Origin of the sequence: Halomonas campaniensis (assembly GCF_002211105.1) — a bacterium.
GTDB classification, from domain to species: Bacteria; Pseudomonadota; Gammaproteobacteria; order Pseudomonadales; family Halomonadaceae; genus Vreelandella; species Vreelandella campaniensis_A.
The window spans coordinates 1-13,843 of the sequence record NZ_JPUA01000022.1; the positions used below are offsets into that span (position 1 = coordinate 1).

General features: G+C 56.2%; 11 protein-coding genes and 1 pseudogene. 9 read left to right on the forward strand and 3 right to left on the reverse strand.

Annotated features, from left to right (window positions below):
- Nucleotides 1-67: 67 nt before the first annotated feature.
- Nucleotides 68-277: pseudogene (locus JI62_RS07485) on the reverse strand (NYN domain-containing protein); the annotation flags it as partial.
- Between the two features lie 217 nt (nucleotides 278-494).
- Here JI62_RS07485 and ovoA point away from each other — a divergent pair.
- Nucleotides 495-2,642, forward strand: coding sequence for a 5-histidylcysteine sulfoxide synthase (ovoA, locus tag JI62_RS07490; RefSeq protein ID WP_088699562.1), 2,148 nt, complete (start codon nucleotides 495-497; stop codon nucleotides 2,640-2,642).
- Nucleotides 2,643-2,789: 147 nt separating this feature from the next.
- Here the strand turns inward: ovoA and JI62_RS07495 are convergent, their stop codons facing one another.
- Nucleotides 2,790-3,353: a flavin reductase family protein gene (locus JI62_RS07495; RefSeq protein WP_088699563.1), complete on the reverse strand. Its 564-nt coding sequence runs from the start codon at nucleotides 3,351-3,353 to the stop codon at nucleotides 2,790-2,792.
- A gap of 186 nt (nucleotides 3,354-3,539) precedes the next feature.
- Between JI62_RS07495 and JI62_RS07500 the strand changes: the two genes are divergently transcribed.
- Genes JI62_RS07500 through JI62_RS07510 form a run of 3 tightly spaced genes read left to right on the forward strand, consistent with a single transcriptional unit; the run spans nucleotide 3,540 to nucleotide 7,074 of the window.
- Nucleotides 3,540-4,337: an IclR family transcriptional regulator gene (locus JI62_RS07500; RefSeq protein ID WP_088699564.1), complete on the forward strand. Its 798-nt coding sequence runs from the start codon at nucleotides 3,540-3,542 to the stop codon at nucleotides 4,335-4,337.
- Between the two features lie 6 nt (nucleotides 4,338-4,343).
- Nucleotides 4,344-5,633, forward strand: a complete 1,290-nt coding sequence (locus JI62_RS07505) for an NAD(P)/FAD-dependent oxidoreductase (protein ID WP_088699565.1) — start codon at nucleotides 4,344-4,346, stop codon at nucleotides 5,631-5,633.
- A gap of 34 nt (nucleotides 5,634-5,667) precedes the next feature.
- Entirely contained in the window at nucleotides 5,668-7,074 is a 1,407-nt protein-coding gene (locus tag JI62_RS07510; RefSeq protein ID WP_088699566.1) for a Na+/H+ antiporter NhaC family protein, read from the forward strand.
- 51 nt (nucleotides 7,075-7,125) lie between these two features.
- Here JI62_RS07510 and JI62_RS07515 read toward each other — a convergent pair whose 3' ends face one another.
- Nucleotides 7,126-7,746, reverse strand: coding sequence for a LysE family translocator (locus tag JI62_RS07515; protein ID WP_088699567.1), 621 nt, complete (start codon nucleotides 7,744-7,746; stop codon nucleotides 7,126-7,128).
- A gap of 523 nt (nucleotides 7,747-8,269) precedes the next feature.
- Here JI62_RS07515 and JI62_RS07525 point away from each other — a divergent pair.
- From JI62_RS07525 to JI62_RS07545, 5 genes are all read left to right on the forward strand, one after another.
- Entirely contained in the window at nucleotides 8,270-9,415 is a 1,146-nt protein-coding gene (locus JI62_RS07525) for a GlxA family transcriptional regulator (RefSeq protein ID WP_088699569.1), read from the forward strand.
- 234 nt (nucleotides 9,416-9,649) lie between these two features.
- Entirely contained in the window at nucleotides 9,650-10,627 is a 978-nt protein-coding gene (locus tag JI62_RS07530) for a dipeptidase (RefSeq protein ID WP_009286052.1), read from the forward strand.
- 179 nt (nucleotides 10,628-10,806) lie between these two features.
- Nucleotides 10,807-11,352, forward strand: a complete 546-nt coding sequence (locus JI62_RS07535; RefSeq protein ID WP_088699570.1) for a DUF5943 domain-containing protein — start codon at nucleotides 10,807-10,809, stop codon at nucleotides 11,350-11,352.
- 23 nt (nucleotides 11,353-11,375) lie between these two features.
- Complete coding sequence (gene dgcA, locus JI62_RS07540; protein ID WP_088699571.1) at nucleotides 11,376-13,448, forward strand: dimethylglycine demethylation protein DgcA; 2,073 nt, start codon at nucleotides 11,376-11,378, stop codon at nucleotides 13,446-13,448.
- Between the two features lie 200 nt (nucleotides 13,449-13,648).
- On the forward strand, nucleotides 13,649-13,843 hold a 195-nt coding region (locus tag JI62_RS07545; RefSeq protein ID WP_141101309.1), incomplete at its 3' end, for a DUF3483 domain-containing protein.

Sequence of the window (13,843 nt, forward strand, 5' to 3'; positions counted from 1 at the left end):
ACCGGCGCTGGCCCTCCTTCCTCTACTGTGTGATCCAAAGTGCTGCGGTTATTCTATGAATCCAGGATTTCACATCAAAACCAATCGCTCGGAGTATGTTTTGAAACTCTCGCTGCTTTTGGTCACCCCTATCGATGGCATAGCAAACAGCTTTAATAACCTCTCTGTTAGCAGTTACTCGTGCCCAGAACTTGTTGTAATCAAAGTTTCGGCCATAGGCTTCACGCACGGTGTAATAGACGTTTTGAATATCAACAAATATGGCAACGGTGGTCATCAATTCGCCTTTTCATGAACATATTAGAAGAAGTCGGGTTAGCTAGCCCCAGTCTAACACTCAGCCGGTTGTCGCCCTTCATCCGCAAAGAGCAAGGTCATGATGGAATAGGTTTGTACAACTAATGGTAGCTTTTGTATGAGTTTTTGGTTTTTAATGTCCTTATATGTTTACCTAGGCGAATCATCGTCGTTTAAAGATAAAGGCGCTCTAACCTATGACTTCTATAAGCTCGCCATTGGGCCTAAAAGAGACGGCCTCGTCCGATCTGTTTCCCCGCACTGTGATGTTGGCAGGCAGCGATCCTGAAGCAACGCGCCGGGAAATTGAGACCTGCTTCACTGCTACCTTTGACCGCTATGAGTCACTCTTTACCACGCTGACAAGCGAAGAAGCCTACGTTCGTAAACCTATTGCTCTCAGGCATCCACTGATTTTCTATCTCGGCCATACCGCGACGTTTTTCGTCAATAAGCTGGTACTGGCGAAGCTCTTGCCTGCCCGGATAGACCCCAATATGGAGTCTATTTTCGCGGTGGGTGTCGATGAAATGAGCTGGGATGATCTCAACGAAGCTCACTACTCTTGGCCGTCGGTCAGCGAAGTGATGGACTACCGCGCCAAGGTGCGTGTAGCAGTGTTGAACCTGATCCGTGAGCTGCCCATTGCACTACCTATTGGTTGGGATAGCCCCTTCTGGCCTATCATGATGGGCATTGAGCATGAGCGTATTCATCTTGAAACGTCTTCTGTTCTGATTCGCCAGCAGTCGCTCGATCTGGTCACGCCCCAGCCGGCTTGGGAGCCTATTCGCACTACCGGTGAGCCGCCGGAAAATACGCTGATTACGGTGCCTCAAGGCGAGGTGGTGTTAGGCAAGTCGTTTGACGACCCATGGTATGGCTGGGATAACGAGTACGGCCATCACCGCGCCGAAGTGGAAGAGTTCAAAGCTAGCCAGTTTCTGGTGAGCAACAGCGAGTTTCTTGAGTTCGTCGAAGCCGGTGGCTACCTGAACGACGCCTTCTGGTCGGAAGAGGAGTTGGGTTGGCGCAACTTTGCCAAGGCGACTCACCCCACCTTCTGGGTGTGGAAAAATGAGTGGTTTCTGCGCCTGATGACCGAAGAAGTTGAGATGCCCTGGGATTGGCCTGTGGAGGTCAATTTCCACGAGGCCAAAGCCTTCTGTCATTGGAAAAGCCAGCAGACGGGGCAGCCCGTGCGTATGCCGACGGAAGATGAGTGGCATCGTCTGGTGGAAGAAGCGGGTATCTCTGAGCTTGAGAGTAACAAGCCTGCCAACGCCAACCTGCATTTGGATCACGGCGCCTCCTCTTGCCCGGTCACACGGTTCCAGCACGGCCAGTGGTTCGATGTGGTGGGCAACGTCTGGCAATGGGTGGAAACGCCTACCTACCCATTCCCAGGGTTCAAGGTGCATCCCCTCTACGATGATTTCACCACGCCGACTTTCGACAACCAGCACAACCTGATCAAAGGCGGCTCCTGGATATCCTGCGGTAACGAAACCCGCCTTAGCGCGCGCTACGCGTTCCGGCGCCACTTCTTTCAGCATGCGGGGTTCCGCTACGTCGTCTCGGATGCGGAAGTCACGCTGCCCAGCGCCTATTATGAAAGCAATGCCCGCATGGCGGAGTACGCGGAATTTCATTACGGCGATGAGTGGTTTGGCGTTGCCAACTTCCCGCAGGTACTGGCTAACAAGGCGTTAGCCAGCATGGCAGGACGCCAGAAAAAGCGCGCTCTGGATTTAGGTTGCGCCAGCGGGCGTTCCAGCTTTGAGCTGGCCCGTGAGTTTGAACACGTCGATGGCGTGGACTTTTCGGCCAACTTTATCCGCCAGGGCGTGGAAATGGCGGAGCAGCAAGTGCTGCGTTATACCCGCACCGAAGAGGGCGAACTGGTCAGCTATCAGGAGCGTACCCTGGCAAGCCTGGGGTTGGAAGAAGCGGCCGACCGCGTTAGCTTCCACCAGGGGGATGCGTGCAATCTCAAGCCGCAGTTCAGCCATTATGATTTGGTGCTGGCAGCTAACCTGATCGATCGGCTGTATAAGCCTGCCCAGTTCCTGCAGACCATTCATCAGCGTATCAATGCCGGTGGCATCCTGATGATAGCGTCGCCATATACCTGGCTGGAAGAGTACACGCCGATGGAGGAGTGGATCGGTGGATTCAAGAAAAATGGTGAAAACTTCAGCACCCTGGATGGCCTAAAAGAGCTGCTGGAGCCTCACTTCCGGATGATCAGCGAGCCTGAGAAAGTGCCTTTTGTGATCCGTGAGACCATGCATAAATACCAGCATAGCCTCTCGGAAGTCACCCTGTGGGAGCGTCGCTCTTAACGAGGTGTTCAACGCTGAGTTTTCAACGCTAGATGTTACTTACACAGTCCCTGATGGCCGGTTAATCGAAGCGAGTTCGGTTAACTGGCCAGCTTCCAGGGGCGTGTGGCGATGAGAGATGGATGGAAAGTCTCCAGCGCACAACGCTCAGACTAGCATCGACGGTTTAAATAGCTCCGTACGGTCAATGGATCGCCCCGACAGCATGAACTCTCCCATCCCCCGGTAGTGCAGCGACTCTTCCTCATCTGCCAAAGGCGCTACGTGGGCTTTAACGACCTCAAAGATAAACAGGTTGTAGCGTTCAATCATGGCGTCATCGTGCAAACGGCACTCAAAAGATGCGTAGCACTCCTCTACCCGTGGTGCTCCGACCTGTTCTGACTTGCCTGGGGTCAGCTTAAACGCCTTGAACTTCTCGACCTCGCTCCCGGAGCAGTTCCCGATACCTACAACAGTATCGACAAGCGACGCCGAGGGAATATTGACCACGCATTCGCCGCTGTTGCGCACCATGGAATGGGAGTGGTTCCCCGCATCTATAACGCAGCCGAGGAGCGAAGGGGTGAACGCCATCACCGTGTGCCAACCCATGGTCATGATGTTGGTTTGCGCTTGCCATTGCGATGAAACCAGCACAATCGGGCCTGGCTCAAGAAAGTGTCTGATATTCGATACGGGGAAGTCTTCCTTTGTCATCGGGTGTGTCATCAACAACCTCCGATTAGATGGGGGAGATGGCAAAGCTATCAACTCTATTATTGGCCGCTTTCGGTCTTGGCTTGTTACTAGCCTTCATCTCTATGCGCTAAAGCGGCTATGTCTCATTTAGTGAGATGAAGTCATGAATTTGTCTTGCTATGTTTTAGCCTACATTAACAAATAACGATAAGCACAATGCCGGTAAATAAAAGCAGCACAGCGTCTGGCCCTACGACGCTCAATCATGCCATGCAGATATTGCAGATTACCGCGCGTGGTGGCTACCGGGGGGCAAGTATAGACGATTACCTGAATGCGTTGAGCTTCAGCCGTCCTACGCTCTACCGGTTGTTAAAAGGTCTCAAGCAGCAAGGGTTTTTACGCTCTTCTCCTGTTCGCGGGCGTTATCTGCTGGGTTATGAGCTGCTAGTGCTGGGTGCCCAGGCGGGCAATGGCGCAGGATTGAGGGACTTGGCCCGGCCAAGGTTACTGGCGCTGGCGCAGCGCTGGGGAGACAGCTTCTATCTGTTCGCTCGCGATGGCGTTAATGCCGTTTGCCTGGAAGTGCAGAACGGCGCTTATCCCGTGGGCAGCTTTGTTAGAGCGACGGGTGGACGTTTGCCGCTAGGTGTTGGTCAAGCCTCGATTGCCTTACTTGCCTACCTGGGGACTGATGAGCGAGGCGAAATACTCAGCCATAACGCTGAACGGCTGATGGACGAATACGCGATCGCCATCGCCGACATCGAAGCCGAAATTTCCCACCAACTGAAACATGGTTACGCCCGGGGCGTAGAAGGTTCTCTGCTTCCGGAATACAGCGGCTTGGCCATTCCCATCCTCGATCATAGCGGCCATCCCCTGGGGGCGATGAGCTGTTCGATGCTCAAATCGCGTATGACGGAAGATCACAAGCGGGAAGTGCTCCAAGGCATGCGGGAAGAGGTTGCCGCCATGGTCAATCAGGCCCATGGCCTGCTGTATCTGGATTAACGCGCTATGCCACACACGACGCACCCATCCCATCAGCGCCCTTGCGGCTGGAACGCTTGGCTAACCGAGCGCCAGCCGCGCCCCGCTCTACGCGGTCACTCCGAGGCAAATGTCGTCATCATCGGCGCCGGTTACACCGGTTTTGCGGCAGCCTCTGCCTGGCAGCAGGCGCGCCCTGATGACCGCATCAAAATCCTCGAAGCTGACCGGATAGGCGAAGGAAGCCCAGGGCGCAACTCCGGCTTTATGCTGGAAATTGCCCTGGCTAACGATGCTCGCCCCGAAGAGCTTGAGCGCATGGAGAAGCTGAACGCGTTAAGCCGACAAACCATGGCGTTACTGCGCGAGCGTGTCGAACGTTTAGGCATTGACTGCCAACTCGAGCGTAGCGGCACCTATCGCGCTGCCCGTAGCGGCATAGGCCAGCGAGCCTTGAGACAGTATGAAGCGTTTCTTAAGGCTGCCGGTCTGTCTTACCAGACCTTGAACGCTAACCAACTCGCTGAGCGAATCGGCACGCGCTACTACACACAGGGGATTTATTCACCGGACTGTTATCTCGTCCAGCCCGCCGCATTGATTGTGGGGTTAGCGGATTCATTGGAAGCCGGCATCGAACTGCATGAGCACTCGCCAGCAACGCAAATAGTGCCTGATGGCAAGACGTGGCGCGTCATAACACCCGAAGGCGAAGTGACGGCTGGGCAGGTGATTTTGGCCAATAACGCTTTTTCCAGGACCTTGGGTGCCGACCCTTCACGGCTAACCGCGATTTATACCTACGCCGCTATTACCGAGCCTTTGCCGGAGCCAGAGCGCCAACGCATCGCCGCGACGACCTGGGGGCTGCTCCCCGCACACCGCTTAGGCTGTACGTTGCGCACTACCGCTGATGGTCGTTTGATGATCCGCTCGCGTTACAGCTATGAACGCGAAGCCGATAACGCCCGTATCGAGGCCGAGCTGAAAGCGAGCCTTGAGGCCCGCTACCCGGAGCTCACCCCAGTGCACTTCGACAAGGTCTGGGGGGGAACCACCGGGCTGACCTATAACGGTGCGCCACTTTGGGGCGAGATCCAGCCCGGGTTATATGTTTCGGCGGGGTGTAATGGCGGCGGTATCGTCAAAGGAACCTTCCTGGGGGATGCCTTGGCCCGATACGCGCTCGGCCAGCCGGTTGAAGATATTGCATCTCTATTCGGCAAAGCGAGCTGGATGCCGCCCGATCCCGTACGTCGGTTGGGTTTCTACCTGACCAGTGAAATGGAGCGCCGCAAGGCAAAACACGAAACCTGACTCCACCCACCACTATAAAAAAAGAGAGATGACAATGGATCCTCAAGATCATATCGGGCTGCTGTCCGTCATGCCGGCGGCATTGGCCATCGTGCTGGCGTTTGTTACCCGTAATACGGTTTTCTCGCTGGCTGTTGCCTGTTTCGTTGGGGTGATTACCCTGGGCAATGGGTTGATGGGCTTTCCGACGTTGTTAAAGGAAACCCTGGGCACCACCAGCTTCTCCTGGATACTGCTGTTGGAGCTATTCATTGGCACGGTGATCGCGTTTTTCCAACGCACCGGGGCAATTCAGAACTTTACCGCCTGGGTGGAACGCCGTGCCTTATCGCGGGTACGGGTTCAGCTGGTGGCCTGGGTGATGGGCATGTTCGTTTTTTTCAGCGACTACTTCAGCCCTCTGTTTGTTGGTAGCACCATGCGTGGCCTGACGGATCGTTACCGGGTCTCGCGGGAAAAGTTGGCGTACATCGCCGACTCCACCTCGGCGCCGGTAAGTGTCATGGTGCCCATCACGGGCTGGGCAGTGTTTATCTCCGGTTTGTTGATTGGCATGGGCCCTATCGAAAATGCTGCCCAGGCGATGGGAGTCTTTCTGCATGCCATACCTTTCAACCTCTATGCCTGGCTATCGGTGTTGGTGGTCGGACTGGTGATAGTGGGCGTCATTCCGCTCTTTGGGCCGATGCGCGAAGCTGAGCGGCGGGCTCAGGAGGAGGGCAAAGTGCTGCGTGATGGGGCAGAACCGTTGGTGGGTGAGGAGCTAACAGAAATTCCGCCTTATGAAGGAGCACGTACCAGCCTGTTCTGGAATTTTTTCGCCCCGGTACTGGTAGTGATCGGCGTTGCGGTGGGCACCTTTATTGTGATGGACTCAGCCAAGACCATGGAGGCATTTCTGGCGGCTTCCGTGTTTCTCGGTATCGTTATGCGCCTTCAGGGCATTCCCTTTAGCGACATTATGAAAACCTCGATGGCGGGGATGAAGGGAGTAATGCCTGCCATTATCATTCTGGCGCTAGCCTACTCGTTGAATCAGCTCTCCAAAGACATGGGTACGGCCAACTATATCGTCGAAGCCACCGCCGGCTGGCTAACACCTGCTTTGCTCCCGGCCATGACGTTCCTGATTGCCGCCGTTATCGCTTTTTCCACAGGCACTTCATGGGGCACCTTCGCTATCATGATGCCACTCGCCGTACCGCTCGCCTTCAACTTTAGCGGCGATATGGTTACACCGCTGGTGTATGCCACAGTGGCCGCTGTGGCGGGTGGAGGTGTCTTTGGAGATCACTGTTCGCCCCTCTCGGACACCTCCGTGCTCGCCTCGACGGGGGCCGCTTCTGATCATATCGACCATATCAAAACGCAAATTCCCTTTGCGCTCGCCGTCGCTTTACTTTCCCTGGCTGCTTATCTGTTGCTCGGGCTCACGCTGTAACCTGTCAGCCCTGCGATGTGGGAGGTGCCGCGTTGTCGCAGGGCTTAAATATTACCCAGCAGGGCGGCGCATCACGGTCATCAATACCCCAGCGCCAATCAAGCTACCGGCGCCGCAGCGGTGAAGCAGGCGGCGAAACTTGGCGGTCATTAGTTGTCGGCTATTGGTTGATAGCAGCGTGTAGCCAAGGTCTGAGATGAGGCCTATCACAAGAAAGGTGGTGAAAAGAATCGCCAACTGGGGGGCCAATGGCTGGGTCTGGTTAATAAACTGCGGCATGAAGGCCATAAAGAACAGAATGCTTTTGGGGTTCAGGAGTGTCACCCAAAAGGCCTTTGCAGTGCCCTGCTTAACGCTGGCGCCCGAGGCTTCCAGGTCATTCAATTGGCCGGATTCACGCCACATCTTGACGCCTAGATAAAGCAGATAGAGAACGCCTAGCCATTTAACGACGGCGAATAGCTCCGCCGACGCCATCAGCAGGGCGCCTACGCCAGCAAACGAGAGTGACATCGCCACCAGGTCGCCCAAGAAAAAGCCGGGCAGCATCGCTAAAGCCGCTTTGCGTCCCTGGTTGATGCCGGTCATGACCAGCAGAGCCACCGCGGGGCCGGGGGAGGCGATCACCAAAAACGAAGCCAGCACAAACGACAGCCAAAGCTCAATCGACATAGCGTTACTTGTCCTGTTGTTGAGTTATTAACTATATCTCGCCATCTAGTTGTAAGCCCTGGATCGCCGCGTGGCAATTCTACCCGCTGATTGACTGCGCTATACATCGAGATAATGCTGCGCTTTTACACTGGAGCCGATGCCACCGATTATTTGATAACCCGCAATTGGACGCTGGTATAGCCTGCAATTGGACGCTGCCAGAGACAAACTATGGATACCTCTTATCTACTCCGGTTAATTCGTGATCGAGTGGTCGAGTCGCTCGCGGATACGCCGGTGGTGTGTTGGCTAGGGTTAAAGATTTCGGAAGCGACCTCCAGTGTCGTATTTGCGACTGATCGCCAGATTCGCGTGATAGTGTTGTCGCTTTCCGTCCTGTTCATGCCAATATACGACCAAAGAGCAATGCCCCTCCTGACGAGCGAGTATTCACGCCAGTAAGGGGGAAACTAAAATACGCCAGCGACGCCTATACTAATAAGAAAAAAATGATGCTTAAAAGCTGACGGAGGGTAAGACCATGACATCAAATCAAGCAAAAGACCCGGCAGCAAAGACTGATCGGGCGGGTGAACCGCAAACCCTTGGCTTTCTACTGCTAGATAATTTCACCCTGATTTCGCTGGCCTCCGCGATAGACCCTTTGCGGATGGCTAATCAACTGGCTGGGCGCGAGCTGTATCGCTGGTACACCCTGACCCAAGACGGACTGCCCGTACGCGCCAGTGATGGGCTGCAGGTGACGCCGGATGCCTCTATGCATACCCCTCTCTCGCTTGAGTGGGTAGTCGTTTGCGGTGGGGTAGGCCCTCATCACAGTGTTACCCGCGAGCACGTGCGCTGGCTGCAGTCCCAGTCGCGCCAGCTAAAACGATTAGGCTCGGTCTGTACGGGCAGTTGGGCGCTGGGCCAGGCGGGGCTGCTTGATCACTATCAAACCAGCGTGCACTGGGAGTGCCTGGCCTCCATGCAGGAGGCTTTCCCCAACGTTATTCTGACCCCGCACCTTTTCTCTATTGATCGTGATCGATTCACCGCCTCTGGCGGCACCGCACCGTTGGATATGATGCTAAATCTGATTGCCCACGACCATGGACGAGAGCTTTCGGCAGGCATCTCCGAGATGTTTATCTACGAGCGTGTGCGCAACGAGCAGGATCAGCAGCGTGTACCGCTTAAACACGTGCTGGGTACGACTCAGCCCAAGCTACTAGAGATTGTGGCGTTGATGGAGTCCAACCTTGAGGAGCCGATCGAGCTCGATGAGCTGGCAAAGTATGTGGATGTTTCACGGCGTCAGTTAGAGCGGTTGTTCCAGCGCTATCTGCTCTGCTCTCCGTCCCGCTATTACCTCAAGCTACGCTTGGTGCGTGCCCGTCAATTGCTCAAGCAAACACCTCTCTCGATCATCGAAATTGCGTCCGTTTGCGGCTTTGTCTCTACGCCCCATTTTTCCAAGTGTTATCGTGAATACTTTGGGGTACCGCCGAGAAATGAGCGCTTGGGGGTGCATGACCGGCAAGGAAGTAACCTTGCTAAGTCGCCATCGTTAATTCAGCGATGGGGGGGTGAACCTTACAAAAGCGAACCTCTTTCGAGTGCCCAGCAGGCGCTTGCCCATGCCCAGGGTGAGCCTACCTTTGCCAGCGTGCCGCTACTGCGCTGATAGGTACTTCGTCGCCACTATTTCAAACCTGTTGCCCACCTCCGGGCAGCAGGTTTTTTAGTAGCTGCTATCGCTAAAGTACTCCTCCTCCTCTGCAAAGGTTAGCGGGTGCGTGGGTAGTGGTCGTGTTCACGACACTATGACGCTTTTGGAATTTCCGCCGTCGTTTCCAAGAGCAGTCCAATCCAACGTCAGCGCTATGCTCGCTACATTAACCAATGTTGGAGCTTAGCTATGACCCCCTCTGAACTGCACAATGACGCCATTGTCATTGATGGTCTGATCATCGCCAAATGGAACCGTGAGCTGCTTGAGGACATGCGTCGCGGCGGTCTAACTGCGGCTAACTGCACCGTCTCGGTGTGGGAGGGGTTTCAGGCCACGGTCGATAATATCGTCAAGTCCAACCAGTTGATGGCGGAGTGTAGCGACCTGGTGCGTCCTGTTCGCACTACCGCTGACATCACGCGGGCGAAAGAGGAGGGCAAGACCGGCATCATCTTTGGCTTTCAGAATGCCCATGCTTTCGAAGACCAAATTGGTTACGTAGAGATCTTCAAGCAGTTGGGCGTGGGCATCGTGCAGATGTGCTACAACACCCAGAACCTGGTGGGTACTGGCTGTTACGAGCGCGATGGTGGCCTCTCTGGCTTTGGTCGCGAAATTGTTGCCGAGATGAACCGCGTCGGCATTATGTGCGACCTCTCTCACGTCGGTGCCAAGACCTCCGAAGAGGTCATTCTCGAGTCCAAAAAGCCTGTCTGCTACTCCCACTGCCTGCCCTCCGGTCTCAAAGAGCACCCGCGTAATAAATCCGATCAAGAGCTGAAGTTCATTGCCGACCACGGCGGTTTCGTGGGTGTCACCATGTTTGCGCCGTTCCTCAAAAAGGGTATCGACTCGACCATCGAAGATTACTGCGAGGCGATTGAGTACGTCATGAATATCGTCGGTGAAGACGCTATCGGCATCGGTACCGATTTCACCCAAGGGCATGGTCAAGAGTTTTTCGAGTGGCTGACCCACGACAAGGGCTACGCCCGTCGCCTCACTGACTTTGGCAAGATCATCAATCCCAAAGGAATCCGCACCATTGGGGAGTTCCCCAATCTCACCGAGGCACTCCTCAAGCGCGGCTTAAGTGAGACCCAGGTGCGCAAGATCATGGGAGAGAACTGGGTGCGCGTACTCAAGGATGTGTGGGGCGCCTGACTCAGCGCAGGCGGCTGTCTCCGAAGTGAGGGGCGCCGGGAGCATGCCGTAGAGGAGATCCGACGCCAGGGATGGCGTCGGTAGCGTCCAGGGATGGATTCATAGCGCCTCCTCGTAGGCATGCTCCCGGGGTAGCCCCGTCGATAACCTGACATAACAAAGATTTGAGGAATACAACCGTGACCAAACTGGCCCCCGCACTGCCCATCGAAGTGGATAGCGAAACAGGCGTCTGGACGAGCGACGCCCTGCCAATGCTGTATGTACCACGGCACTTTTTTATCAACAACCATGTGGCCGTCGAAGAGGCGCTGGGTGCCGAGAAGTATGCCGAGATTCTCTATCACGCCGGCTACAAGAGTGCTTGGCACTGGTGTGAAAAAGAGGCCGAATGCCACGGCATCGAAGGTGTGGCCGTCTTCGAACACTACATGAATCGACTCTCCCAGCGCGGCTGGGGGCTTTTCCTTACTGAGCAGATCGATCTCGAGTCGGGCACGGCTCAGGTGCGTCTCGAACACAGCGCTTTCGTTTACCAATTGGGCAAGACCGGTAAAAAAGAGGAGTACATGTTCACCGGCTGGTTTGCCGGCGCCATGGATCAAATCCTCGCTGCCAGTGGTAGCTCGCTGCGCACTGTGGCCGAGCAGACCCAGAGTGCCGCCGAAGAGGGCTGTGACATCGGCCTCTTTTCCGTCCAGCCGCTGACCGACGCCGCCCGCTAGCCAGGGGGAGAGGAGAGACAAAGATGGCATTCGACGCAATTTTCGAGCCGATCGATATCGGCAAGCTGACCATCCGCAATCGCGTGGTCAGTACCGCTCACGCCGAAGTGCATGCCACCGACGGTGGTATGACCACTGAGCGCTACGTCAGGTACTACGAGGAGAAGGCTAAAGGCGGTTGTGGCCTGTGTATTTGCGGCGGCTCATCGGTGGTGTCCATTGATAGCCCGCAGGGCTGGTGGAGCTCGGTCAACCTGTCCACTGATCGCATTATTCCGCACTTTCAGAATTTGGCCGACGCTGTGCATAAGCATGGCGGCAAGATCATGATCCAGATTACCCATATGGGGCGCCGCTCCCGCTGGGACGGTTTTGACTGGTCGACGCTGGTCTCACCCTCCGGTATCCGTGAACCGGTGCACCGCTCTACCTGTAAGACCATTGAAGTCGAGGAGATCTGGCGCATCATTGGTGACTTCGCCCAGGCCGCGCGCCGAGCGAAAGAGGGCGGGCTCGATGGTGTCGAACTGTCTGCCGTGCACCAGCACCTGATCGACCAGTTCTGGAGCCCAAGGGTCAACAAGCGTACTGACGAGTGGGGCGGGAGCTTCGAAAATCGCATGCGCTTCGGTATGGAAGTACTCAAGGCGGTGCGCGCCGAAGTGGGTGACGATTTCTGCGTCGGCATGCGGATCTGCGGCGACGAGTTCCATCCAGATGGCCTCTCCCACGATGACATGAAGCAGATCGCCGCCTACTACGATGCCACCGGCCAAGTCGACTTCTTCGGCGTCATCGGCTCCGGTTGTGACACCCACAACACCTTGGCCAACGTCATTCCTAATATGTCCTACCCGCCAGAGCCTTTCCTGCACCTGGCGGCGGGGATCAAGGAAGTGGTGAACGTGCCGGTGATTCACGCTCAGAACATCAAGGATCCCAACCAAGCCCAGCGAATTCTCGAAGGGGGCTATGTCGATCTGGTGGGCATGACCCGGGCACATATTGCCGACCCGCACCTGATCGCCAAGATCAAGATGGGCCAGATCGACCAGATTAAACAGTGCGTGGGCGCTAACTACTGCATCGACCGCCAGTACCAGGGGCTTGACGTACTGTGCATTCAAAACGCCGCCACGTCCCGTGAATACATGGGGCTGCCCCACATCATTGAGAAAACCGAGGGCGCCAAACGCAAAGTCGTCGTAGTAGGCGGTGGCCCCGGCGGTATGGAGGCAGCACGCGTCGCCGCTGAGCGGGGCCACGATGTCACTCTGTTTGAGGCTGCTGACGCTTTGGGTGGGCAGATCACCATTGCCGCCCAAGCGCCCCAGCGTGATCAGATCGCCGGTATCACCCGCTGGTACCAGCTGGAGCTGGCGCGGCTGAAAGTCGACCTGCGTCTGGGCACCCGCGCCGATGAAGCAACGCTACTCGACCTGCGCCCGGATATCGTGGTACTCGCCACCGGTGGTCAGCCCTTCCTGAGCCAGCACCCAGAGTGGGGCTACTCAGAGAATGCCGAGGAGAGCCTGGTGGTCAGCACCTGGGATATTCTCTCAGGCAAAGTGGCGCCAGGTAAGAACGTGCTGATTTATGACGCCATTTGCGAATTCTCCGGCGTCTCGGCAGCGGATTTTCTCGCCGATAAGGGCGCCAAAGTGGAGATCGTCACCGACGATATCAAGCCCGGCGCGGCGGTGGGCGGTACCACCTTCCCCACCTACTACCGCAGCCTCTACGAGAAGGAGGTGATCATGTCCTCCGACCTGATGCTGCATAAGGTTTACCGCGAGGGCGATGGCCTGGTGGCGGTGCTCGAAAATGAGTACACCGGGGCTTTGGAAGAGCGCGTGGTCGATCAGGTAGTGGTCGAGAACGGTGTGCGCCCTGATGAAGCGCTCTACTACGCCCTCAAAGAGCAGTCCCGCAACAGAGGGCAGGTGGATCTGGAAGCACTCTATGCAATCCAGCCGCAGCCTTGTCTGAGCGAGTCAGGAGATGGCTTCCTGCTGTTCCGCCTGGGCGACTGCACGGCACCGCGTAACACTCATGCGGCTATCTACGATGCTTTGCGAATCTGCAAGGACTTTTGACCTGAGCGAGAGCCGGGGCGCCGGGGGTAGACCGTAGCGAGGGTCTTTTGACAGGGCCGTAAAACAGTTCCGTACGTTTACGGCATTTCCGCCATCCATGGCGGTCAGATGTCAAAAGTAGCGCCCAGGGATGGGTTCATAGCGCCCTCGCAGAGGTCTGCTGCCGGAGTAGCCCCGCCGCGAAAGATGAGGTGAGTACCATGCTCGAAACGCTCTTGCCGATACTGATTTTTACTGCCCTGGCCCTGGCAGTCATCGGCGCCGTGCGGCGTATGCGCCTGTGGCGCCAGGGGCGCCCCTCGCGAGTTAACTTGCTGCAGGGGTTGGCGGCCATGCCGCGCCGCTATTTGGTGGATCTGCACCATGTGGTGGGACGTGACAAGATGATCTCCAAC